15 protein-coding genes and 1 pseudogene are annotated in these 24,504 nt (G+C 68.7%); 7 read left to right on the top strand and 9 right to left on the bottom strand.

From position 1 onward, the window contains the following. Positions 1–4: 4 nt before the first annotated feature. Together N8I84_RS33435 and N8I84_RS33430 are read left to right on the top strand one after the other, a co-directional pair. The gene (locus N8I84_RS33435) at positions 5–1,147 is read left to right on the top strand and encodes a substrate-binding domain-containing protein (RefSeq protein WP_390898974.1); all 1,143 of its coding nucleotides are present in this window, start codon (positions 5–7) and stop codon (positions 1,145–1,147) included. Between the two features lie 674 nt (positions 1,148–1,821). Beyond that, positions 1,822–2,814, top strand: a complete 993-nt coding sequence (locus N8I84_RS33430) for a phospholipase D-like domain-containing protein (RefSeq protein ID WP_263233181.1) — start codon at positions 1,822–1,824, stop codon at positions 2,812–2,814. Between the two features lie 117 nt (positions 2,815–2,931). Here N8I84_RS33430 and N8I84_RS33425 read toward each other — a convergent pair whose 3' ends face one another. From N8I84_RS33425 to N8I84_RS33395, 7 genes are all read right to left on the bottom strand, one after another. Continuing rightward, positions 2,932–3,330 carry a hypothetical protein gene (locus N8I84_RS33425; RefSeq protein ID WP_263233180.1) on the bottom strand — a complete coding sequence of 133 codons (399 nt, stop codon included), beginning with the start codon at positions 3,328–3,330 and terminating at the stop codon, positions 2,932–2,934. A 279-nt stretch (positions 3,331–3,609) separates the two neighbouring features. After that, complete coding sequence (locus N8I84_RS33420; RefSeq protein WP_263233179.1) at positions 3,610–5,700, bottom strand: Hsp70 family protein; 2,091 nt, start codon at positions 5,698–5,700, stop codon at positions 3,610–3,612. Beyond that, a complete protein-coding gene (locus N8I84_RS33415) occupies positions 5,697–6,338 on the bottom strand; it encodes a hypothetical protein (RefSeq protein ID WP_263233178.1) in 642 nt (213 codons plus the stop codon). The genes N8I84_RS33420 and N8I84_RS33415 overlap by 4 nt, the downstream gene beginning before the upstream one ends. A 51-nt stretch (positions 6,339–6,389) precedes the next feature. Then, entirely contained in the window at positions 6,390–8,090 is a 1,701-nt protein-coding gene (locus N8I84_RS33410; protein WP_263234963.1) for a hypothetical protein, read from the bottom strand. A gap of 291 nt (positions 8,091–8,381) precedes the next feature. Beyond that, entirely contained in the window at positions 8,382–8,804 is a 423-nt protein-coding gene (locus N8I84_RS33405) for a hypothetical protein (RefSeq protein ID WP_263233177.1), read from the bottom strand. 77 nt (positions 8,805–8,881) lie between these two features. Further along, a complete protein-coding gene (locus N8I84_RS33400; RefSeq protein ID WP_263233175.1) occupies positions 8,882–9,214 on the bottom strand; it encodes a hypothetical protein in 333 nt (110 codons plus the stop codon). A 150-nt stretch (positions 9,215–9,364) separates the two neighbouring features. After that, positions 9,365–9,916 (bottom strand): hypothetical protein, encoded by a 552-nt coding sequence (locus N8I84_RS33395; RefSeq protein WP_263233174.1) that lies wholly within the window; start codon positions 9,914–9,916, stop codon positions 9,365–9,367. 212 nt (positions 9,917–10,128) lie between these two features. On the opposite strand from N8I84_RS33395, the pseudogene N8I84_RS33390 reads away from it, so the two are divergent. The 4 genes and pseudogenes from N8I84_RS33390 (at position 10,129) to N8I84_RS33375 (ending at position 21,857) form a co-directional block, all read left to right on the top strand. Beyond that, a pseudogene (locus tag N8I84_RS33390) lies at positions 10,129–12,298 on the top strand (N-6 DNA methylase). A 148-nt stretch (positions 12,299–12,446) separates the two neighbouring features. Then, complete coding sequence (locus tag N8I84_RS33385) at positions 12,447–13,706, top strand: serine/threonine-protein kinase (RefSeq protein ID WP_263233173.1); 1,260 nt, start codon at positions 12,447–12,449, stop codon at positions 13,704–13,706. Positions 13,707–13,844: 138 nt separating this feature from the next. Next, the gene (locus N8I84_RS33380) at positions 13,845–16,739 is read left to right on the top strand and encodes a DEAD/DEAH box helicase (protein WP_263233172.1); all 2,895 of its coding nucleotides are present in this window, start codon (positions 13,845–13,847) and stop codon (positions 16,737–16,739) included. A gap of 24 nt (positions 16,740–16,763) precedes the next feature. Continuing rightward, a complete protein-coding gene (locus tag N8I84_RS33375; RefSeq protein ID WP_263233171.1) occupies positions 16,764–21,857 on the top strand; it encodes a class I SAM-dependent DNA methyltransferase in 5,094 nt (1,697 codons plus the stop codon). A gap of 78 nt (positions 21,858–21,935) precedes the next feature. Here the strand turns inward: N8I84_RS33375 and N8I84_RS33370 are convergent, their stop codons facing one another. Both N8I84_RS33370 and N8I84_RS33365 read right to left on the bottom strand, forming a co-directional pair. Then, positions 21,936–22,139 carry a DUF397 domain-containing protein gene (locus N8I84_RS33370; RefSeq protein ID WP_263233170.1) on the bottom strand — a complete coding sequence of 68 codons (204 nt, stop codon included), beginning with the start codon at positions 22,137–22,139 and terminating at the stop codon, positions 21,936–21,938. Beyond that, positions 22,136–22,954, bottom strand: coding sequence for a helix-turn-helix domain-containing protein (locus N8I84_RS33365; RefSeq protein WP_263233168.1), 819 nt, complete (start codon positions 22,952–22,954; stop codon positions 22,136–22,138). Before N8I84_RS33365 ends, N8I84_RS33370 begins: the two co-directional genes overlap by 4 nt. Positions 22,955–23,315: 361 nt before the next feature. Between N8I84_RS33365 and N8I84_RS33360 the strand changes: the two genes are divergently transcribed. Further along, positions 23,316–24,452, top strand: a complete 1,137-nt coding sequence (locus N8I84_RS33360; RefSeq protein WP_263233167.1) for a hypothetical protein — start codon at positions 23,316–23,318, stop codon at positions 24,450–24,452. Positions 24,453–24,504 lie beyond the last annotated feature (52 nt).

Below are 24,504 nucleotides of genomic sequence, written 5' to 3'. Positions count from 1 at the left end.
AACTGTGCACGTGAACCGCGCAACCGCCGCCGGGACCGCCGCCCTGGCCGTCGTCGTCCTCGCCGTCGGCTGCGAACACGGCTCGCGGCCGGGCACCGGGACCTCCGCCGAGCCCTCGACGTCCGGCTGCCCGGCCGCCTTCGCCCGGGCGCAGTCGGCCGTACGCCAGGCGGAGCAGCCCCACACCACCTGGAACGGTCCCACGACGGGCCCGAAAGCGGCACGCGGCCGGACCGTCATCTATGTCGCGCAGACGATGACCAACCCAGGTGTCGCCGGCACGGCGAACGGCGCGCGGGAGGCCGCGAAGGCCATCGGGTGGAAGTTCGAGGTGATCGACGGGGGCGGCACACCGGCCGGCATCCAGGCGGCGCTCAACCAGGCGATCGCGCTCAAGCCGTCGGGCATCGTGCTGGGCGGCTTCGACCCGAAGGCCACTGCGCAGCAGGTGTCGAGGGCTGACGCGGAGGGGATCCCGCTGATCGGCTGGCACGCGGTCGACCAGCCCGGCCCCAGCGAGAACCCCAAGCTGTTCACGAACATCACCACGCACGTGGAGGACGTCGCGAGGATCACGGCCGACTGGATCATCGCGCATTCCGGCGGCCGGGCGGGCGCCGTCCTGTTCACCGACGACTCGCTCCCGTTCGCGAAGCACAAGGCGGAATCGATCAGAGAGGAACTGGCCACGTGCGGCGGCGTGCGGCTCCTGTCCCACGAGAACATCCCGCTCCCGGACGCGAGCAGCCGCGTCCCCCAGGAGGTCTCTTCGCTGACCTCCCGCCTGGGCGACCGCTGGACCTACTCGGCGGCCATCAACGACCTCTACTTCGCCGACGCCGCCCCGGCCCTGCGCGCCGCGGGAAGGAAGGGCTCGGGTCCCCCCTTCAACATCGGCGCCGGAGACGGGGATCCGTCCGCGTTCCAGCGCATCAACAGCGGTGGCTACCAGGCGGCGACGGTCCCGGAACCGCTCACACAACAGGGCTGGCAGATCGTGGACGAGTTCAACCGCGCGTTCGCGGGGAGGCCTGCGAGCGGGTACGTGTCTCCGGTGCACGTGGCCACCGCCGGGAACACGGGAGGGGCGACGTCTTGGGATCCGGTGGGGTATCGGGAGGCTTATCGGGGGATCTGGGGGACGTAGTGGTCACGGGGCGGACCGATTCAGCCGCGCAGCGACTCGCCCGACCCCACCCGCGCCAGGATGCCACGTGTAGGCCGGACTCGGCCTCGGCACACGCGAGTCGGAGCCGACCTGTCAGGAGTTGAGAGCCACCAGCCGGGATAGCCGTCCGACCGGTGCGGGTCCCGCCGGGGACGCACTCCCTGCCGCTGGGTGAGTCCACGAGCTCGAGCAGCAGGTCACGGGCCAAGGCACCGAGCAACCAAGCCAGTTCGTGACGACTCACCAGCTCCACGGGCAGTGCCTCGATGCCGTGGACGGCACCCAGCGGCGCGCCGGTCGCGCAGGCGAGGAAGTCACCGTCCGGTTCACCGGCGGCACAGTCCTCCCAGACGTGCGCGGATCATTACCGGCGGGCCACGTCGTCCCGCGCGTTGCCGCCAGTAAGACAGGGCGAGTCCGCCCCGGGCCTCCGGTGAGGAGGTCGGCGACGTCCAGGCCCGTGGCATACGAAACCTTTGCGCTTTCGAGGGGATTGCTCGCACCGCCTTCCACCTGCGCGGGGTCCTCTTTGTCCGCGCGCACGGCCCGCCGGTCACACCAAGTTCACCGCGCTGCCCTTCCTCAGCTTTCTACGCGCGTGGTGTCATGCACGCGCCCCCCGCTCCGAACGTCAACTCGACCAGGAGTCAAGCATGCTGTGGAAGGTCCTCCGCCGTGCAGGTGTCGCCTTGGCGGCCGGCGCCGCCGTGCTCGCCACCGCCCTCCCCGCGAACGCCGCGAGCTACTCCGCGTTCGCGTTCTCGCAGAGCGGCAGCCAACCCACCATCTACGACTTCATCAACTCGGCCACCACCTCCCTCGACATGACCATGTACGAGCTGGAGGACACCACGGCGGTCAACGACCTCATAGCCCTGGAGAACAAGGGCGTCACCGTGCGGGTCATCCTGGACCGCCAGCACCAGAGCGCGAACAGCTCGGCGTACAACGCCCTGAAGAGCGCGGGCGTGGGGGTGGCGTGGTCACCGTCCACCTTCGTCTACACCCACCAGAAGACCATCACGGTGGACGACGTCAAGTCGCTGATCCTGACCGGCAACCTCACCTCCCAGTACTACACGACCAGCCGTGACTACGGCGTGTTCGACGACGACAGCCGCGATGTCGCCTCGGCCGAGAAGGTCTTCAACGCCGACTACACCGGCACATCGATCACCCCGACCGACGGCGACCACCTCCTCTGGTCCCCCACCGACTCCCGCAACCGCCTGCTGTCCGTCATCAACGGCGCCACCGCGAAACTCGACGTCGAAGAGCTGGAACTCAGCGACAGCACAGTGGTCAACGCCATCGTGGCGCGGGCGAAGGCGGGTGTGGCCGTGCGGGTGGTCCTGGAGAGCCCGTCCAGTTACTCCAGCCAGGTTTCCGCGATCAAGGCGGCGGGCGGCACCGTCGTCGGCTACTCCGACCCGAACGGCTTCTACATTCACGCCAAGGCGATGGTCGCCGACTACGGTCTGTCCACCCAGAAGGTGGAGGCGGGTTCCGTGAACATCAGCAGCAACTCGCTGGACAACAACCGCGAGCTGGGCCTCATCCTCACGGGTACCGGGGTGGCGCAGCCCGTCGCCACCACCATTGAGACCACCTTCGACAGCGACTACTCGGGCGGCACTCCCGCATGACCCGGATCCGGTGATCCGAACCCGATGCCCTGCGGTACCACTGCTCCGCGGGCATCGGGAGTCGGCGCACCCTTCGCCGTCGATCGCTGCGCCGGCCTGCGGCAGACGCCGCGCACCTCAAGCGTCTCGCAGACCAGCCCGCGCCAGCAGGACCGGCAGCGCCTGCGGCTTCACTTTCTGCACCGACCGCACCTGGCCGAGCCCCAGGTCCTCCCGCCCGACCGGGTTCCGGTACAGCGCGTCGGTCGCCTCCGGCAGCAAGGTCACGTCGACCCGGTAGGAGAAGTGGGGATCGTCGTAGGGCTCCCCTTCGATTTCTGCAACCGCCGCGATCACCGACTCGGGGTTGCTGAAGAAGAACCACAAGCGGTCCCCCCGACTCATGCGGTTGCGCCGGCTGAGCCAGAGATCGAGGTCAGGTTCTTCATGGGCGAGGCGGCGCATCGTCTCCTTATCGGAGGGCTCCCCGTCCAGCGTGTCCTTGTTCGGGTTGAGGATGTAGATCCAGTCCTCCACCGTTCTCCCCTCGCCTCCGTCGCCGCCCCGCCCGGGCACAGAGCTCGCGGTTCATGGTGCCAGCCGCGAGGGCCACCCGCAGACGATTGCTTAACCTCCGGCCGGCTGCCGCTGCGTCCGGGGCGCCAATTAGGCACCATGACGGGTGGCGCGGCTACAGCCCGCCGCCCATCCGGAACGACCGCCTTGTTGCGGGCTCCTCATCAGACCTGTCCGCGCCCCATCAAGGGGCGCGAACCGCCCATGCTGTGCGCGGCAAGCCCGCCGAACCCGTACGCGTCACCGACGACGCGCGGTCGGAGCCGCCGCGTTGGGCTTCCTGCGGTTGAAGACCCAGACGCCTTGGGAGTGGGTGGCACCCAGGACGCGGCCAGGAGTGAGCAGCCAGGGATTGGCCTTCTGGAAGGGAGCGAAGTTGTCGTTGGAGACGATCACTCCGCCCACCTCTTCCGCAATGCTGATGACCAGGGCATCTCCGCGGCCTTCGGTACCTGCCGGCGGTTGGACGACCGTACCGGCGGCGATGGCCTCCTCCACCAGGGGGCGTTCCTCCTCGACGACGTCATGCCGCAGGGTTGCGTCGACGACGACGTGGATGTCCCGGTCCGGATTCTTGAATCTGAGCGCCTTGATGGCCGCCTGGAGTGCCTGGAAACTCGGCCGCCCTCCTGCGGAGCGGGGCGGACGGCCGTTCCAGGCGAGGTTCGAGCCATCGACGATCAGGGGTGCGGCGGGTTGCTCGGGCCCGGACGTGGCCTTCGCCATGGAGGCGGGCGACGGTGCGGGCACCGGCACGCCAGAATCGGCGGATCGCCGGTCGCGCGGCGCGGCGGGCGACTGCTGTGGATGCGTCGGCCTGGGCGCGGTGTGGGGAGTGGAGCGCAGGGCGAGCAACTCCTTCAGCTCGTTCTCGATCTCCGGTGGCACGGTGCTGTCGCCGAAGACCTTGACCTCGCCGTCGAGGAGGACCTCCCCGGTCTTCTGCAGCGTGGCCTTGACCGCCAGCAGCCCTTCCTTGCTGTACGTGTACTCGAGGTCGAACACCCCGTCCTCTGCCTGGGACCGTTGCGGGTAGGACAGCACCAGCTCCGTCAGTTTGACGTTGTCGGGGTGGTCGACAGGCCGGTCCGGGTCCCCTTCCCACACCTCCACGATCAGCTTGGACACGCCGTCCTTGGAGGGCCGGTAGGACTTGACCCGTTGCTGCGGCAGACGCTGGTTACGGCCGATCAGCGCGCTGAACTCCCGCTTGCCGTACTGGTCCTTGGTGACCGTTCCCAGCGCGTGCGTGTTGACGACGCGGATGATGCTCTCCAACTCGCCATCCATGGCCGCGGCGCAGATCGCGGCGCCCTCGGCGACCGCCGTCATCGGATGGCACAGATCGACTCCCACGAGCTCGCAGTCCAGAGCTTCGGACACCGCGTCGCGGACGGCGGGGATCTGGCTGCTGCCGCCGATCATCAGGACGGCCTTCAGCTCGCTCGGGTCGATGCGGGCCTGCTCAAGACACTCCTCGACAGGGTCGAGCGCGCGGTTGATCAGGTCCTGGATCTCTGCGGAGAACTCGTCCTGGCCGATCTCGACGGGGATGCCGTCCGGCGTGGTGATACGAACGGACTCCTGAGAGGACAGCAGGATCTTGTTGCGTTCGATGTCCAAGGAGAACTGACGCTGTTCGGACTCCGACCACGCCCTGCGGGCGGGCGCTCGGCCGAGCACCATACGGCGCAGCCGCGCGTCGATCTCCAGACCACCCAGCCGGTTGACGCCCCGGCTGGCCTTCTCGTCGAAGAATCCGTCGTCGTGCAGCAGCAGGGTGGCGTCCATCGTGCCGCCGCCCCAGTCGAAGACGAGGAACTCGCCGTCCTCCTCCATGTTGTGTGCGTAGGCGATGGCAGCGGCCGTGGGTTCGTTGAGCAGCGTCTTGACGACGATGCCCGCCGCCCGCGCCGCCTCCCGGGTACGGAAGCGAGCCGCTCCGGTCGCGTTCGCCGGCACGGTGATCACGGCTTCCCCGATCTCCGTCGCGGCCTCCTCCTCGGCAGCCGTGATCATGGAGCGGAACACGCCGGCGGCAGCGGTGGTCGCCGCGAACCGTCGCCCGCCGACCGTTACGAGCGGTTCTTCACGCAACAGCCGCTTGCACGCCTCGACGGCCTTCTCGGACCGAAGTTTGGCCTCCCAGCCGAACAGAGCTCCGGTGCGCAGGGAACTGGTGCCCACCACCGACGGGTAGAGCTTCTCGAAACCAGGGCGCTCCCAGTCGGCGTCGAGCCCTTGGCCACCGAGTTCCAGGATCTCGACGTACTCGCCGTTCCACTGTGCGGCCACCGAGTTGGTGGTCCCGAAATCGATGCCCGTCGTCACGCTTCCTCCCCCACTGCAGAACCAGGCACCCGACGCAGATGTCCCGCCAGAATGACCTTGCCGGTCACCTCGTCCACGTACGCCGGGCGCAGCACCTCGAACGCCTCACCCTCACCTTCGGTGACGACGAACCGGTCGCTCGCCTCGGGCTCGGTCACCCTCAGGATGCGAAGTTCTCGCAGATGTTCCCGCAGAGCCCCGCCGAGCAGGTCTCCGCCGTGCTCCGCCTGCGCCCACACAAGAGCGTCGATCTCCGCAAGGCGTCCGGCGAACTGAGCACGAGTGCGGAACTCGTCGAGGACCGCCTTGCGCACTGCCACGCCGACAGCGGTGGCCGAGGGCATCCCGTCGGCGTTCGCGCCTTCCAGAGCGGCCGGTATCCGATCGACGACTCCCTGGATGACGGTCTTCGCGTCAATGGGTTCGGGCGCTGTGCGCTGTCCCGTGGTGGCCGTCGGCTCAGCCGTCTCCTGGGTCTTCTCCCTACGGCGTCTCGTCCCACCGGGCTTGTGCGGCGAGAGAGTCTGCAGCTTGCCGGGCTGTATCTGCCCGCAGTGGGGACAGAGGCGGTGAGGCCGCAGGTTCTTGGGGATCTTCTTCTCGGCGCGACGCGCCGCCCTTCTCCTCCGGGGGTCCATGAAGTGGTTCTGCCTCGCTCACCATCGTGCGTCGTCGGTCGGAAAACGCCGTCAGCGGGTGGACCCGTGACGGTCGAGGTGTGGTGCGGTGCTGCGGAAGTCGTCGAGCAGTTCGACAGCCGCCAGAGCGCGAATGGACTCGAGGTCCGCGCCGCTCGTGAGGGCGGTTCGGCGTGCCATCGGCTCCAGGGGCGGCACCAGTTGCCTCGGCACGGCGTCGGGCAACTCGTACCGCGACCAGTCCAGCGGCACTTGGAAGAAGACGTCGAATCCGGCCTCGTGGCCCGCGGCCTCATGGATACGGTCTTCCGCCCAGTTGAGCCGGGCCTGGCCCGCCCGGTCTCCCACCTGCTCGTACCGGCGGAAGACCTCCCGGCAGTGCCGCTCCCAGCCTTCTGCGCCATGGTCGAGGCCGAGTTCGAGGAACGGATTGGTCATCGCGCCCCGTCTGTTCTTCGGGGTGGACCTCCAGGTGCGCACGTGCGCGAGATTGCGCACCGCCACCGGATGACCGTTCTCTGCCGCCTTCTCCGCGTATGTCTCCGCCTGGGCGAGTCGGTCCCTTGCGGCCCGGTCGTTCTCGGCTTCGGGCGACGTGACCGCAGTGACGTAGGCGGCGATGGTGTACGCCTCGTCCATCAGGTCAGTGGACAGGGAATGGCCCTTCTTTCGTTCCCGTACGAAGGACTCCGCCTGGCGGTCGGCCCCTTCCAGGTCACCGGACTTCAGCAGGTCGTAGGCGCGGTTGAGCGCGACCAGGGCGTAGAACTCGCTGCGTCGGGGGTCGACGGGCCCGGTCGGGCGCCACAGGGCGGCCATCAGCTTCCACAGGCCTCGGTCGCGGACGGTGCCGCCGTCCCACTGACCGACGAGCGCTCCGGATCTGAGATCGCGCAACTGGATCTGCTGAGCGCGCGGCAGGACGGCGTCCAAGGCGTCGAGGGACGCCACTTGGACGTCGCTGACCACGTCGTACAGCAGGTCCCAGACGTCCTCGGGTTCCTGCCGCACGATCGTCTGTCCGGCGAGGAACGCCCGACGGCGCAGCAGGCCGTCCCAGCCGAGCCGCTCGGCCTCTTCAGGACTGATCGAGATGGGGTTGAGGCGGGCCCGCAGATAGAGGGCTTCGTCCTCGTCGCGCTCCGTCCACGGCTTGTCCTCTGCCAGCAGGCCGCCGTGCTCCACCAGGTCGTCGAGGACGGACAGCGGTGCCCAGGGGAGGACTTGGGCCAGAACGGCGTTCGGTACCGGGATCGCGCCTCGGGTGGCGGCGGTGGCGAACAGAGAGAAGGCAGGGCCGCCCGAGACCGCACGGGATCTTGCGTTGACCAGTTCGATACCAGGAGCGGTCGCGCACAGGATGCGGCACCGCTCCAGGCCCGCTTCGTTCAGCCATCGCACCCCGGCGGCCCATAGAGCTCGCAGGTGACGGAGCACGGCCTCCGGCTTCAGACCAGCCAGGCCGGCCCGAACCACCGGGAGCAGCGCCTCCCGGTCGGGTGCGCCTGCCTGAGCCTGACCAAGGGTCTTGCACTGACTCTCCGTCAGGGGGGCCGCCTGCTCGATGTCCTTGAGCACTTCCAGAACCGTCTGGACGGCTTCACCACCGTCGACGCCGACCCAACGCCACTTCCGCTGCGCGAATCCGCTCGCGCCTGCCGGTCCGCCGCTGCGCCGGCGCTCGCGCGCCCGAGCCAGGCGCTCCTTCTCGGCGGCTATCGCCGCACGTCGGGCGGCAACCGGGTCGGTCATGTCGTACACGCCGACAGATTATCTGTGCACATGAGCATTACATAGCCCTTACATCCATCACGTTTCCGCAGGTTGACATGGCTGATGCTCCTCATCCTCGGCGACGGGGACGATGCCGCGACCGGTTAGCCGCTCTTCTTCCACTCCTTGCACCGGCTGGTCTTGAATACACCCCGTTCTTCAGCGTCACTCGGCCCGGCCCTTCGGGGCGCTGGACACAGGCCGGCCTCGTCGAGCGTGAGGCCCCCGCCCCTCATTCCCGGCCTGTGAGTCAGCGCCAAGCGTCGCCGGTCAAGGCGCGGGGTCTGTCTTGGCCGTGTCGTTGACGTTGTTCAGGCAGGCCTTCATGAAGAGGTCTCTGTGGATGCTGCCGCCGTTGGGCTCCTGCGAGATCTGGGAGTACTCCTGCGAGCAGGTGCTGTCGCTCGCGGTGTAGGACATGCTGCCGTCGTCGGCGTACACACCTCCGGAGATGACGCCGGCCGCATAGGCGCCGAGAAGCGTCGAGCGGCCGAAGACGGGCTTGTCCACGGTCTTGGTGACGACCTCGGGCGGGCGGGATGCGGCCTGCCGGGCGCGGTGGTCGGCCGCAGCCGCCTGGCGGCGGGCAGCGGACAGCGCGGAGTGGCTGCTGACGTGGTCTGCCACGGCCACGGTGACCGACAGTGCGGTCAGCCCGCAGGCCGCGATGGCGATGACGTGGGCTCGGTTCACAGGAGTCCTTCGTGCGTGGGGTCGGATGGAAAACGACGCGGGCGGCGCCTGACCGCCCGTCGGCATGGTGCGAGCGGTCACGCACCGGGGCGGATCGCAGCGGGGTGGACCTGCGCGTAGACCGTGAGAAACAGCTCCAGATCGGCGCGCTCGTCAGGCGAGGCCTGACCAGAGGCGAGACGCGCTCGGACCTCACGATGCGCGAGGCGCAGGTGGCCGCTGCGCTCCAGGTGGCGCCACAGGAGGCGAAACGCCTGCTGATGGTCGTAGAGGCTGGTCTCGTATGACGCCTTGGTGATGTGGCGGGCCTGGACGAGCAGGGCCCGGAAGTTCTCCCCGTCGTCGCGCTCCGTCAGCCGCACCAGGTGGTGGTGGTACACGGTCAGTTCGGGCTCACCCGTCTCGGTCAAGCGGTTCTCCCACTCGTGGGTCTGAGGGATCAGGCCGGTGCGGAAGCCGCCCCGGCAGGAGCAGTCGGACACAGCGCGAGCGCTGGTCGGCGAGAGGCGCCGTACGTCCTCGCCGCGCTCGGAAGGTGGGCCCTGGGCTCTGCATGCCCGTCAGCCGGCGTTCGTGTCGGTCCACTTGCCGCTGAAGATGTCCTTGCTGATCTCGCAGGAGGCGAGGTTGTAGCCGCCCGAGGCGGTGGACTGCGAGATGACCTTGCCGTTGACCTTCAGCTGGCAGGTGACGTGGCCCCCGCCCTGAAGCTGCGCGGTGATCGCGTAGTACTGCGGGTTCCGGAGCGGCTTGGTCACGCTCATCGGCACCTTGCCCTGGGCGGAGGACCCGGCCGGGCCGTACTGGACGTCGGCGCCGCCGGTGCCGGTGACGACGTAGGTGACGGTCTGCGGCGTCTCCTTCCGGGCGGTGGACCGCGGGGCGGCGGCCTTGGCGCTGTGACCCGGGTCCGGGGACGCGGCGGCCGGGCTCTGGGCAGCAGGGGCGCTGCTGGAATTGCCGCCGCCGGCCACGGAGATCACACCGCCCAGGATCACGACGCCGACGATGCCGAGGCAGCCGGCGCCGGCGCAGGTCTTGACCTTGCTCTTCTTCTTCGGTTCCGGGGCCTGCGGCTGATGCGGCTGCTGGGCCCAGGGAGGCGCGGACATGATCGGGTACCCCCATGCGGTGCTGCGAGAAAAGGACGGACGTGGCCGAAAGGGCATGCCGATGACACGGCGCCGCGGCCCGAGGCTGCTTCCAACCGGAAGCATCACCAGATAAGCATGACACTGAAAGCATCGTCAAACACATTGACAGATTTGACCGCTGCTGTAGCTTTGGTGGCGTGTCCACTACCGAAGGGCCCGGGGCGTCCGCCATGCCGCAGCCATCCGTCCAGGTGACCGCCGCCGAGATCTCGCGCATCGCGGGGGTCACGCGCGCCACGGTCAGCAACTGGCGCCGTCGGCACGCCGACTTTCCGGCTCCGTCCGGCGGCACGGAGAGCAGCCCGCTGTACGACCTGGAGGCCGTCCGTTCCTGGCTCGCCTCGCGCGGTCACGCCGCGGCGGCGAGCCCGTCGGAGGAGTTGCGTACGACCCTCCGCCTGCACGCGCGGACCGGCGGCGGTACGGCGGACCTGCTGCTCCTCGTCCTCGCGGCGGCCGGCCGCACACCTGATGAGCTGACCGCCGCCCTGCAACTGCCGGACGCGGATCGCCGCTCGCGCCGAGCAGGACGCGGCGGCCGTCGCCGACGCCGTGCCGGGCGGGGACGCCGTCCGCTTCGAGGCGGCCGACGCTGAGGTGTTGCGCGCGCTGTACGCGTGTGTGCGGGACGAGGGCGGCCAAGCCACCTTGAGCGTGCTCGCGGAGCGGGAGCTGGAGGACAGCGCGGCGAGCGGCGCCTACCGGACGCCCCCCGCGCTCGCGGATCTTCTCACGCGCCTGATCCCCGGCACCCCGGCCCGCGTATTGGATCCGGCCTGCGGCAGCGGCTCCCTACTGGCTGCCGCCGCCCGTCACGGCGCGCGTGAGCTGTACGGCCAGGACGTGCTGCCCGTACAGGCTCAGCGGAGCGCGGTGAGCCTGATGCTGACGGCGCCGGACGCCAAGGTCACCGTGTGCGCCGGTGACAGCCTCCGTGCGGACGCTTTTCCCGACCTTCTCGCGGACGCGGTGCTGTGCAACCCGCCGTACGGTGTGCGGGACTGGGGTCACGACGAGCTTGCGTACGACCCCCGCTGGGCGTACGGCGTTCCGGCCCGCGCGGAGTCGGAGCTGGCCTGGGTGCAGCACGCGCTCGCGCACCTGACGCCCGGCGGCCACACGGCCCTGCTCCTGCCTCCCGCCACAGCGGGCCGCGCGTCCGGGCGCCGCGTACGGGCGGAGCTTGTACGCAGCGGCGCGCTGCGCGCAGTGGTCGCGCTGCCGGTCGGCGCGGCGGTGCCGCTGCACATCGGGCTCCAGATCTGGGTCCTTCAGCGGCCCGAAACGGGCGGTGCGGAGCGCAAGTCAGTGCTTTTCGTCGACACGGCGGATACGGGGACGGAATTCGCAGGCGGTAGGGCGGTGGGCACGCGCACTCGGGGCGGGAGTCGCTCCGCCTCCCTGGACTGGGACCGGATCACGGCACAGGTCCTCGGCGCGTGGGAGGCGTTCACGAGCGACCCGGACGCGTTCGAGGGCGAGCCCGGGACCTCTCGGGCAGTCGGGGTGATCGACCTCCTGGACGACGTGGTGGACCTGACCCCGGCACGCCTCGTACGCGCCTCACGGGCCGAGGTCGACCCGGCGCAGCTGTCGGCTGAAGTCGACGCGACCCGCCGCGACCTCGTGACGGCCGCCAAGTCCCTCGGCAGGGCGGCCGGTTACGAGGACTGGAGCGCCGTCGGCCCCTCGGCGCGCGAATGGCGAACGGCGACGGCGGCGGACCTCGCGCGGGGCGGTGCGCTGACGCTGCTGCGAACGGTCCCGGAGGGATCACGGGGACACGCGGAGCCCGGCGGCGAAGGCCCGGCGGACCGCCCCGTCCTCACCGGCTCGGACATCGCGGGCGGATCGGGCCCGACGGGAGACCCGGTGGAGGTGCGCACCGACACGGCACCGGTCATCGCCGTCGGGGACGTGCTCGTACGAGCGGTCGCGAGCGGCGGTGGACCGATGGCCCGGGTGGCGGGCGAGGCGGAGGCCGGCGCGCTGCTCGGCCCCCACGTCCACCTCTTCCGGCCGGACCCGGCACGCCTGGACCCCTGGTTCCTCGCAGGGTTCCTCGGCGCGGAGGACAACATCGCGGGCGCGTCGACGGGCAGCACGGTCCTCACCGTCAGCCCGGGCCGGCTGCGCGTGCCGCTGCTGCCGCTGGAGGAGCAGCGGCGGTACGGGGAGGCGTTCCGGCGGGTGCACGAGCTTCGGGCGGAGGCGCAGCGGGCGACGCGGCTGGCGGAGGAGACGGCGCGGCTGCTGTCGGGGGGCTTGACCGGGGGGCAGTTGCTGCCGTCCCCAGGGTCGCGGCCCACACGTTCACGAGGTGGCGGCTCACCGCGATGAAGAACCTCACAGGTTCTTCACTCCAAGGGGTTGATATCTCCATCCGGCAATCCCCGTTCCCGACCCCAGCCGCATCCACTACCGTGTCTTCAGGCGCGCGTCGTGGCTGATCAGGCGCTTGCCAAGAGACTGAAATTCGAGGACACACGTGCAGATCACGCCCCTGAACCCCGAGGACCCCGTCTCGCTGGGCGACTTCGAACTTCTCGGCCGTATCGGACAAGGAGGCATGGGTCAGGTCTTCCTGGGAGAATCGCTCGGCGGCGAGCCCGCCGCAGTGAAGGTGATCAAGCCATCCGTCGTGGACTCCGAATCCCGGCAGCGGTTCTCACAGGAGATCGAGGTACTGAAGACGATCTGGGGTCCGCGCATCGCGGCGTTCCTGGGAGCCGATGCCGAGGCGGACAAACCGTGGCTGGCCACCGAGTACGTGGACGGCCCGGACCTCGCCCGGCACGTGAAGACGTACGGACCGCTCCCTTCCGTCCTCACCGCGGCGCTCGGCGCTGTCCTCGCCGAGGCACTGTCGGCCGTGCACACCCAGGGTCTGCTGCACCGTGACCTCAAGCCGGCCAACATCCTGCTCGGGCCGAACGGCCCCAAGATCATCGACTTCGGTCTCGCCGCCTTCACCGAGTCGCACGTCACCCTCACGGCCCCCCACCAGGTGGTCGGCACTCCGATCTGCATGGCTCCGGAGCAGGCCGCCGGCGTGAAGCCGCTGACGGCGGCCGTGGACGTGTACGCCCTGGGCGCCGTGCTGCTCTTTGCCGCGACAGGCCACTATCCATACGAAGCGGCCACCCCGTACATGGTGTTCCACCTCGTCACCGACCCCGATACGGCACCGGATCTGTCGGGTGCGCCCAGCGAACTGCTGCCGCTCCTGACCGGCATGCTCGCCCACAACGCCGAAGACCGGCCATCGCTGACCGACGTGGTGCAGCAGTGCCGCTCGGTGATCGAGGCCCAGGGCATGAAGATCGCCCAAGCGCGTCGCAGGCTCACCGCGCACACCGCGGGACTCAAGTACGAGGCCCCCTCTGCGAACGGCTCCGCCACCGTCCCTTGGTCTGCCCCCGCGCCCGCCGTCGGGAGCGACGAGCTGCACACGGGAACGGCCCGAGGGGCCCAGGACGCGCCGCTCCCGCCCAGTCCCCCGGCAACCGACCCCGCCGTGGCCGAGCCCGGCCCCGCTGACCCAACGGTCCACGACTCCTCAGGCCCCACGCCACCCGCCGAGCCGGACCCTTCCGACGGCGTCCACCGCGAACAGCCCGCACCGAGCCGCCCGCCCACGGCCTCCGGACGGCCCAAGCAACCACCGCGCACACTGCGGCACTCCCTGCAGGCCCGTAAGACAGCCGAGCGACTGCGTACCGCGTATGCGGCACGGGCTCCTTTCTGAGGCCTGAGCCCAGCCCGCTGCGTCGAGCCGCACAGCAACCCCTTGACCACGCGTCCCGCCCGTTCGACGGTGGCACCACCAGCCACCCGCAAGGGGACGCATCCAACCCACCGACGTGAACGCCCAGGAGGCACCCGCGTGACCGCCGACTTGAGCACCGCCCCCGCGACGAGCAGCGAGGACGCCCAGTTCCCGCCGGGCGCCCAGATCCTCGTACGCGACGAGGTGTGGCTGGTGCGCAACGCGACGCGGACCGAGCACGACGGTGCCCGGATCGAGGCCGTCGGCGCGTCGGACTTCGTGCGCGACCAGGAGGCGGTGTTCTTCACCGGGCTGGACCGGATCGAACTGCTCGACCCGAGGCGGACCCGCCTGGTGCGGGACGACTCGCCGAACTTCCGCCGCTCCCGCCTCTTCCTGGAGGCGGTCCTGCGCAAGACACCGCTGCCGCAGGCCGAGCGCGGCCTCGCCCTCGCGGACTCCTTCCTCCTGGACTCGCTCCCCTACCAGCAGCGTCCCGCGCAACTCGCCCTGTCCGGCCGCAACCTGCGCCCGCGCCTGCTCATCGCGGACGTCGTGGGCCTCGGCAAGACCCTGGAGATCGGCCTCACGCTCGCCGAGCTGATCCGCCGCGGCCGTGGCGAGCGCATCCTCGTCGTCACCCCGCAGCACGTCCTGGAGCAGTTCCAGCACGAACTGTGGACGCGGTTCGCGATCCCGCTGGTGCGCCTGGACTCGGTGGGCATCGAGCGGATCCAGCGGGAGATCCCGGCGGGCCGCAACCCCTTCACGTACTTCAAGCGGGTCATCGTCTCCATCGACACGTTGAAGAACACCGACCAGTACAAGCACCACCTGGAGCGGATCACCTGGGACGCGGTGGTCATCGACGAGTCGCACAACCTCATCAACAAGGGCTCCCTGCGCAACCAGCTGGCCCGCACGCTGGCCCCGCACACGGACGCCCTCCTCTTGGCCTCCGCGACCCCGCACAACGGTGACGCCCGTTCCTTCGCCGAGCTGATCTCCCTGCTGGACCCGGCCGCGATCCGCGACCCGGAGCACTACCGTGCCGAGGACATCAAGCACCTGTTCATCCGGCGTACGAAGGTCAGCCCCGAGGTGCGGGAGCAGATGAAGGGCCAGTGGGCGGACCGCGGCCCCTCCCGCTCGATCCACGTGACGGCGACACCCGCCGAAGAGAGGATCTTCGAGGAGCTGGCCGCGGTCTGGCTGCCGTCCGACGGCTCCAAGTCGGTCAGTGACGTCCCCCTGTTCCCGTACACGCTGCTGAAGTCCTTCCTCTCCTCCCACACCGCCCTGAAGGCCACGGTCACCACGCGCATCAAGACGCTGGAGAAGAAGAACGCCCCGGAGTCGACGGCCGCCGAACGCGCCGCCCTGCACCGGCTCCTGGAGCTGTCCTCGGGCATGACGGAGACGGACTCGGGCAAGTTTCAGGCTCTGCTGGAGCAGCTGCGGGAGATCGGGGTCGGCCCGAAGTCCGACACCCGGGTCGTGGTCTTCTCCGAGCGCGTGCAGACCCTGGAGTGGCTGGCCAGGACCGTGCCGCAGGCCCTCGGCTTCAGCGGCAGGGCCGCCCAGGAGGCGGCCCGCGTGATGCACGGCGGCCTGTCGGACGAGCAGCAGATGCAGTGCGTGGAGGACTTCGGCCTCGCGGACACCCCGGTACGGATCCTGTTCACCGGCGACGTCGCCTCGGAGGGCGTCAACCTGCACCGCCAGTGCCACCAGCTCATCCACTACGACGTGCCCTGGTCGCTGATCCGCATCGAGCAGCGCAACGGCCGCATCGACCGCTACGGGCAGGCGCACGAGCCGCAGTTCCGGGCGCTGATCCTCACCAGCTCCGTCGACGGCGCCAAGGACGACACGCTCGTCGCGGAGCGCCTGCTGGAGCGCGAGGCGCAGGCCCACCAGTCACTGGGCACGGCGGAGGCGGTGTCCGGACTGTACCGGGCGGAGGCCGAGGAGAAGTCCCTCATCCAGGACCTGCTGCGAGGCCGCACCGTCGACGAGTCCCTGGACACCCGCCGCTCCCCCGGCACCGGCGCCGCCGCCACGGACGACGACGCCATGGACGACTTCCTCGCCGACTTCTTCGGCGCCGTGAACGACGAGCCGGAGGAGACCGCCGGCACCGGCACGGACGGCGGCGATGGCACCACGGCGGTGCCCAGGGCGCACGTGCCCCGGCTGTTCGCCTCCACCCGCGAGTTCCTGGACGAGGCGCTGCGCGAGGTCTACCCGGACGCGCACGACCGCCTGGACCTGTCCGCCGATCCCGAGACCGGCCTGCTCTCCTTCGTCCCGCCCTCCGACCTGGTCCACCGCCTCAAGGCACTGCCGCCGGACTACGTCCGCGAGCAGGGCCTGCGCGACCGCCTGAAGGTCACCTTCAACCGGCGACTGGCCGACCACAGCCTCCAGCGCGCCCGCGCCTCCGCGACGTCGAGCTGGCCGGACATCTCGCTGCTGACCGACCTGCACCCGGTCATGGAGTGGCTCACGGACAAGGTCCTGGTCCGCCTGGACCGCCAGGAGGCACCGGTGCTGACGGCCGAAGTGTCCACATCCACCTATCTCGTGCAGGGCATCTACTCCAACGCGCTCGGCCGCCCGACCGTCGTCAAGTGGATGGCGGTGACCGAGCACGGCGAGGTCGACGACGACATGGTGGCCGTCCTGCGCCGCGCGAAGGTCGGCCCGACGATGGCGAACCCGGGCCTGGCCCATGACACGACCGGCCTCGCCGAGGCGATCCCCGGCGTCCTGGACACCGCGGAGGCGTTCCTCGAGCAGCACCGCGAGGCCTGGGACGAGCCGCTGCGGGCGCCCATCGAGGAGTACAAGACCCGCCTGGGCTCCTGGGAGCAGCCGACGCTGACAGGCAGCGGCTCCGCGCCCACCGGCACCCGCGAACGCCTCGCCTCCCTCGCGGACTCCCTCCTCACCACAGGCCGCCCGATGCTCCGCGTCCTCGCCGTCCTCGCCCCGGCCCACGCCGCCTGACTCATCACCCAGAGGTTCACCACGATGACGTTCGACTCCCTGGTCAACCGCGGCGACTACTTCTCCGCGCACTACCTCGCCGAGGTCCTGCCCAAGGACCTGAAGTCCGGGCTGCTCGCAGAGTGGAAGCAGCGCGAGGAGGACGCCGCCGGCGCCGAGCGCCCCGAGGGCGCCCTGCCGGTCACGCCGCGCGCGGGCCTGCGGGCGCTGCGCCGCCCCTACTTCGCGGCGCGCTCGTACTTCACGATGGACGAGGAGCGGGCGGCGACCGGCGACGACGCCGTGATGTACGACGCCCCCGAGTGGCGCGACCGCGTCCGCGCCCTCAACGCGGAAGTGCTGCGCGCCCTCGGCTTCGACGCCAAGCCCGGCACGATCACCGTCGTCCGCGCCGACCAGTCCTACGAGGTGAAGGTCGCGCACACGGAGAAGGACCTCGTCGCCCTGGACTGCGGCTGGTCCGCCGAGCCGGACGACGCCCTGGACCCGGAGGGCGCGGGCCGCCTCCTGGACGAGCTGCGCCTGGACGGCCAGCACACGATCACCACCGGCTCCAAGCTCGCCTCCTTCCTGTTCGCCTGCGAGGACGCCCCGCGCTACGTGCTGCTGCTGGTCGGCGGCGTCGTCGTCCTCGCCGACCGGGCGGCGTGGGGAGAGGGCCGCTACCTGGCCGTCTCCCTGGACACGGCACTGGAGCGCAACGACACCAAGGCGGGTGGCGAACTCGACACGGTGGCCGCTCTGTTCGGCGCGGACTCGCTGCGCACGCCGGAGGAGGGCGGCGAGAACCCTCTCGCCACGCTCGTCGACAAGTCGACCAAGCACGCGGTGGGCGTCTCCAGCGAACTGCGCGACGGCCTGCGGCTGAGCGTGGAGTTGATCGCCAACGAGGTTCTGGACCGGTTGCGCGAGGCGGGCGTCCGCCCGGAGCAGGTCAAGGAACTCCCGGAGCTGGGCCGCCAGTTGACCCGAGAGTCGCTGCGCTACCTGTACCGCATCCTGTTCCTGCTGTACGCGGAGGCCCGCCCCGAACTGGGCATCCTGCCCTCGGACTACCCCGAGTACCAGATGGGTTACGGCCTCGGCCGCCTCGGGGAACTGATCGCCGAGCGCGACCTGGTCGACGAGAAGTCCCGCAAGGGCTTCTACCTGTACGAGTCGCTGGACCTGCTGTTCCGCAAGGTCCAGGAGGGCTACCGCCCGCGCCGCACGCACGGGGTGGACGCGGAGCCGGCGGAGGCCGTGACGGCGAAGACCTCGGAGGACCTGGGGCTGCGGTTCGAGCCGCTGCACTCCAAGCTGTTCGAGCCGGACGCGATCCGGCTGATCGGGCGGGACTCGGTTCCGGACCCGCGCGTCGACAGTGAGGCCGTGGCCGAGGCGGGCGCTGAGGGCGGGGAACGCTTCATCGACACCCGCCTGCACAACGAGACGCTGTACCGGGTGCTGCGCCTGCTGATGCTGACGCGCGGCAAGAAGCGGGAGCGCGGCGGCTTCATCTCCTACGCCCAGCTGGGCATCAACCAGCTCGGCGCGGTGTACGAAGGCCTGATGTCGTACTCGGGCTTCGTCGCGGGCGAGAAGCTTTACGAGGTCGCCAAGAACGGCGATCCAAAGGACGGCTCTTGGCTTATCCCCGCCACGAAGGCCGACGAGTACCCCGACGAGGTGTTCGTTCGGCACAAGGACGAGGACACCGGCGCGGACGAGCGCGTGTGGTACACGCCAGGTGCGTTCGTGTACCGCCTGTCGGGGCGTGACCGCCAGACCTCTGCTTCGTACTACACGCCGGAGTCCGTGACCCGCGTGACGGTCCAGCTCGCGTTGCAGCACCGCCTGGACCAGCACGACACGGTCACCGAGGCACGCGAGCTGCTGGACTGGAAGATCTGTGAGCCGGCGCTCGGCTCAGGTGCGTTCCTCAACGAGGCGATCAACCAGGTCGCGGCGGAGTACCTGCGGCGCCGCCAGGAGGAGCTGGGCGTCGCCATCGACACGGAGAAGTACGCGGTCGAGCTGCAGAAGGCCAAGGCGTACATCGCGCTGCACAACTCCTACGGCGTCGACTTGAACGACACGGCGGTGGAGCTGGCGGAGGTGTCGCTGTGGCTGAACACCATGCACCCTGGCATGGAGGCCCCGTGGTTCGGCCTGCACCTGCGTCGCGGCAACTCGCTGATCGGTGGGCGTAGGGAGATCTACGCCGCCGAGCGCCTGAAGAAGGGTGGCTGGCTGGGCACGACCCCGGAACGCTTCCCGTTGGCGGAGGCGCTGGCGGGTGCCCCGCTTCCCGAGGGCGCGGTGCACCACTTCCTGCTCCCGGCGAAGGAGTGGGGCGCGGTCGCCGCCGAGAAGGAGGCCAAGACGCTGGCCCCTGCGGAGGCGAAGGCGCTGGCGGCCTGGCGCAAGGCGATCACCAAGTCCCCCAACGTGACGCAGACCAAGCGGCTTCAGGGCTTGGCGCGGCGGGCGGAGTACCTGTGGGGGCTGGTCGTCCGCAGGCTGGAGATCTCCGAGCGGGAGATCTCGCGCCGGATCGACGTGTGGGGCGCGGAGGATGGCTGGCTGCACTCGCCCGAGGTCGCGGTGCCGAGGGAGAAGGTCAAGGCGGATTTGGAGGCCGTCGACACTCCCTACTGGCGCTTGAAGACGCTCATGGACGCGTGGTGCGCACTGTGGTTCTGGCCTGTGCAGGAGGCTGCGCTGCTGGACGGCTCGCACGAGTCGTACGCGCGGGCGGCGGAGGTCGCCTCCCAGTCGGCGGAGTGGGTCGTCTCGACGGCCCCGGCTCCGATTCCGGCCCAGTCAGGTGCGCCCACGCGGGAGACGTACGAGTCGGAGGACCTGTTCGGCGAGGTCAAGGTCGTCGAGGTCAAGTCCAAGGGCGCCCGGGGCGGCAGCCGCAAGGAACAGATCCGTGGCGAGCGACGCCCGGTGATCGCGCTGGCTTCGCTGGACGACTGGCTGGACTTCGCCGAGTCACTGTTGGGTACGCAGGACGTGGCTGCGGACTCATTGGTGGCCCACTTTGACACGCTGGACGAACTGGAGCGGTACGAGGACGAGTTGCCCGAGTGGATGGGCATGGAGCGGTTCTACTCGCTGGAGTCTCGGTATCCGTGGGCGGCGGTCGCGAGGGATGTGGCTGAGCGGCAGGGGTTCTTCCACTGGGAGTTGGAGTTCGGGCAGGTTTTTGGTGCGCGAGGTGGGTTTGACTTGCAGGTCGGGAACCCGCCTTGGGTTCAGCCGAAATGGAATTCAGAACTCGACCTAGCCGAGTACGAGCCGAGCCTCGTACTCATCACCGCAAGGGATACTGAGGAGACGGAATCAATCAAGCACACTCTTCTCCAGAAGCTCGAACTCCGCAAGGCGCATTCCAATGAATTCTCTTATCAGATCGGACTCAACACCTTCCTTACTTCCGCCGCAACATACCCACTTATCGTAGGCACGCAGGCAGACCTCTACCGGCTGTTCATGTGTCACACTTGGATGCATACACGAATCAGCGGAGTGTCAGGGCTAATTCACCAAGACTCACACTTTGATGGCCTGTCGGACATGCTTATCCGTGAAGCGGCATATCGTAGACTACGCCTGCACGCGCGCTTTTCGAATAGGCTCGCAATCTTTCCGGATGTGAGCCCCACGCGACAGTTCAGCGTAAACATCTACGGATCACCCGGCGATATTTCTTTCCTGCACCTCAGCTGGCTATTTACTCCTTCATGCCTCATGGAGTCTCTAACCCATCAAGGCCGAGGAAATATTCCGGCCATTAAGCACCAAGGCCGATGGGACGTACGGCCGCACAAAGATCGAGTCTTGCACGTTACGGAGGCAACACTGTCACATTGGAGCCCGCTCAGCGACTCCACACACCTACCCGCATCTCAAGCCCCTCTGCTGTACCCAGTCACTCGACATGAGTTCGGCCCCATCGACGCTTTGGCTAGCGTCGCCTACCACGTCCTCGACGTCCCGAACTATCCGGCAACAGGGTTCCACGAGAAAGGATCTCAGCGGAAATATTTGAGGAAGAATTCCGGTAAACCCAGCACACCACCGAATCTAGCCGATGCAGTCCTGCAGGGTCCTCACATCTCCATAGCTACGCCCTTCGCGCAACAACCAAAGATCCCTTGCACCTCTCCGAGAGACTGGTTCAAGACATTCCCGCACGCGTCAGACTTCCCAGAAATCCCGCGGACCGTCTACCAGCGAAAATGCTCGAAGTCTGAATTCGTTGAGGCCCACAAGAAATGGGACTCAAGGCCATACACAGAGTACTACCGCCTGGCCTGGCGATCGCAAATCGACTTTGACGGTCAGCGTAGCCTTTTTGCGGCCGTCATCCCTCCGGGCCCGAGCCACATCGACGGCGTTACATCTATGTGGTTTGGCGACAATCGACGGACGGTACTCAACGCTGGGTTCTGGGCATCTCTCCCATTGGACTATCTCCTACGGATCACTTCGCGCAAAAACCTCCGCGTGGCAGAAGCCTACAAAATGCCCGCTGCCGACCCTAACCATCCCCTGGCCCCTGCTCTGCTTCTCCGAACCCTACGACTAAATGCCCTTACAAGCGCCTACGCGCCTCTCTGGGGGGAGTTGTTCGACCGTAAGTGGCCCGGTTACGAAGACTGGGCTTCCCAAACGTGGGCTCACCTCAAGCCTCTGGCTGGGCAAATCAACGCCGACTGGGAGCACAACACACCGCTGCGCTCAGAGCACGAGCGTCGCGCGGCTCTCGTGGAAGTAGATGCGCTGGTCTCCGTGTGGCTCGGCATTACGGCTGATCAGCTAGTCGCGATCACTCAATCCCGTTATCCGCTTATTTGGGACTTTGATTCGGAAACGTGGTTCGACGCGGACGGGCGCAAGATCGCCGCGAACCACAACGCCTACGGCTACGGTCAAACCAAACAGGACTACATCGACCTTCTAGCCCACTTGAAGAACCCAGAGACCACTCCCCCTCCCGCTGGTTACACCGCCCCCTTCTACAAGGCAGACCGAGAGGCCGAGATGCGCGCCGCGCACGCCCACTTCCAAGCTCGCTTGGACAAGGAGGTCGCCGCTGGCCGCTGGACGCCGCCTGGGAGCCGCTAGGCCTGAGAGTCGTTCCTCATAACGACGGTCGGCGCTTCCTTGAGAGAAGCGCCGACCGTCGCGAGCAGCCGTATAACCTCACATCGTCTCAAGCAACGCCGCCCACGCCGCCGGACCGACCCTCAGCACAGGCCCACCCTCCACCGCCCGCTTCGAGTCCCGCACGTAAACGGCACAGCCAGCGACAGCGACCTCCACGCACTCGCCACCCTCGCCACTGCTGTAGGTGCTCTTGCGCCACGCCAGTTCACCGCTCGCCTTCACTTCGTCCACGGCGTTCATCGCTCTCCCAGTAGCTTCTCGACCAGCTGCAACGACTCGCGGGGTGTCAACGCCTGCGCCCGGAGGATGCCGTACTGCTCCTCATGCTCACGCACCGAACTCCGCTCGTGGAGCAGACGGCTTTCCTTCTGCACCTCCACATAGGCGATCCTCTGGCCTTTGACCGTCTCGATCAAGGTGAACGGTCCTGCCAAGGCAGCATGTTCGCTGACCTCGGTCGGCATGATCTGAATCTCGACGTTCCGGCTGCGCCCTCGGAGACAGATCTGCTCCAACTGCCCGCGCCAGACACCCCACCCACCGATCGGACGCCGTAGCACCGACTCCTCGATCACAAAGCTGATCGTCGGCAGGGGCTTTCGGTCGAAGACCTTTTGTCGTGCAAGGCGGGCCGCCACCCGCTCCGAGATGACCGTCTCGTCCAACAGGGGGCGCCGCGCTTCGAACACCGCCCGCGCATACTCCTCCGCCTGCAACAAGCCTGGCACGGCATGGTTGGCGTATACATGCAGCTCAACCGCCTCCGTCTCCAACTTCGCCGCGTCCCGGAAGAAGGCCGGATACCGTGCCCTCGCCACCTCATCCTTCATCACCGCCAGCAGACCGTCGGCCCCCAACACCGCATCCGCCCGCTCGATGAACTCCGGTCTCGGAATGCGGCGCCCCAACTCCACCGACGCGATCATGTCCTCGCCGTAACCGAGCTGCGCACCCAACTCCGCCCGCGTCAGCCCCCGGCTCGTCCTCAGCAACCGCAACTGCTGCCCGAAACACCGCAGGACACCCGTCTCGCTCTCACCACCATGAGCAGTCACCGGTGGCCTCTCACCTCACCCCGTACAAAGGCGCCCGCACCGCATCCCGCCGCAAGCACCACACCCACCGTCACCTGAGGCTCACTGTAGGGACGTGCCCCATGCCTGTTCCCCGGCTTGCGGCCAAGTCCCCCGTACCGCGTACGAGTGTCCGGCCTCCCTTGTACAGCCCCCGCCTGTACACCCGCACCCGCGTGATCCGCCACGGCACCGATCGCCTCACAAAGCGCTAAGGTTGCGCCGCAAGGGGAGGACAGAGCGGCCGTTGTGCCGCTCGCCGCATCAACGCGCGGAGACGGCAGCAGGGGTGCCCGTACCCCGCAGCTCAGCCGGCCGCGGAAGAGCCTGGGGGGAACGCGCCATGACAGACGAGCCGACGCACGCCGCCGACACCGCCGCGGACGAGGCCGACGACGCCGCCGACCGGAAGGTCGTCGAGCAGGAGCAGGCCGAGATCAAGGACTTCGTCAAGGGCCTGAGCGCCGACGACATCAAGTCGGGCAACTGGTTCACCAAGCTCGCGGCCCATGCCATGAACTCGTACACCGAGAAGGTCGACTGGCAGTACTTCCAGGACCGGTACGAGGGTGTGCCCGCGGATGCCATCGTGGATCAGCGGATCAAGATGGCGGCCCGGTACGCCGCGCTCGAAGGAGGACTCTCCGCCGGGGCCTACACGGCGACCGTCGCCGCCACCATCGGGAGCCTCGGGGGTGCTTCACCGGCCACCGTCCCCGCCGCCGTGGCGACCATGATGGTCGACGTCGCGTTCATCTCCCAGCTCCAACTCCGCCTGGCCTACGACATCTCCGTCCTCTACCGGGTCCCGCTCGACGTGCACGACCCCGAGGACCTGTGGAAGCTCATCCGCGTGGCTTTCACGATCAAGAGCGGGGAAGCTGCCCGCGAAGGTGTCGCCAAGGCGGTCCCGGCTCTCGTTCGGCCGTTGGTCAAGCGCTTCTACTCGAAATCGGTGCTCGCCGCCGGGAAGGCGCTCCCCGTCGTCGGGAAGCACCTCCTGCAGCGCAACGTCATCAAGATCGGCATCCCTCTGGTCGGCGTCCCCCTCGCCGTCCTGCTGAACCGCTACACGACGCTCCTCGCCGGCCGGCACGCGCGCGCCGTGTTCCGGAACGAGGCGCGAGTGATCGAGCTCGCCGAAGGAATGAGCGAGCGCAGTCGGCACCCTCAGTTGATGCTGTGGGTCGCATGGCTCGTCATCAGGGGGAACGCGAACGCCAAAATCGCCGACGACGAGGCGCTGCTGATGCGGCACCTGGTGCGGCTGGTCCGGGAGCGGCACGAGGTCGTCGACGAGCAGCTCGCGAACGTCGTCGACATCGACCCGGCCGAGGTGTGGAAGCGCGTGGACTCCGAGTCGGGCGACCTCAGCGATGTCCTCGACGCGGCGGAGCGCGTGGCCACCGTGGACGGTGACGTCACGTCCCGCGAGAAGGCGGTCCTCAAGGAGCTTCGGGAGCGGTGCCGCCGGGGCTGACGCCGTCGTGCGGCACCGCTCGCACGCCGCCCCCCGCCGTAGCCGTACAGCC

The sequence above is a fragment of the Streptomyces cynarae genome (assembly GCF_025642135.1).
GTDB lineage: Bacteria > Actinomycetota > Actinomycetes > Streptomycetales > Streptomycetaceae > Streptomyces > Streptomyces cynarae.
This window is presented reverse-complemented; position numbering and strand designations above follow the sequence as displayed.

Excerpts from the sequence above, each read along its gene's own strand:
- N8I84_RS33375 (WP_263233171.1), top strand. The coding sequence starts at position 16,764 with ATGACGTTCGACTCCCTGGTCAACCGCGGCGACTACTTCTCCGCGCAC.
- N8I84_RS33395 (WP_263233174.1), bottom strand. The coding sequence starts at position 9,916 with ATGTCCGCGCCTCCCTGGGCCCAGCAGCCGCATCAGCCGCAGGCCCCG.
- N8I84_RS33370 (WP_263233170.1), bottom strand. The coding sequence starts at position 22,139 with ATGAACGCCGTGGACGAAGTGAAGGCGAGCGGTGAACTGGCGTGGCGC.
- N8I84_RS33415 (WP_263233178.1), bottom strand. The coding sequence starts at position 6,338 with ATGGACCCCCGGAGGAGAAGGGCGGCGCGTCGCGCCGAGAAGAAGATC.
- N8I84_RS33410 (WP_263234963.1), bottom strand. The coding sequence starts at position 8,090 with ATGACCGACCCGGTTGCCGCCCGACGTGCGGCGATAGCCGCCGAGAAG.
- N8I84_RS33430 (WP_263233181.1), top strand. The coding sequence starts at position 1,822 with ATGCTGTGGAAGGTCCTCCGCCGTGCAGGTGTCGCCTTGGCGGCCGGC.
- N8I84_RS33360 (WP_263233167.1), top strand. The coding sequence starts at position 23,316 with ATGACAGACGAGCCGACGCACGCCGCCGACACCGCCGCGGACGAGGCC.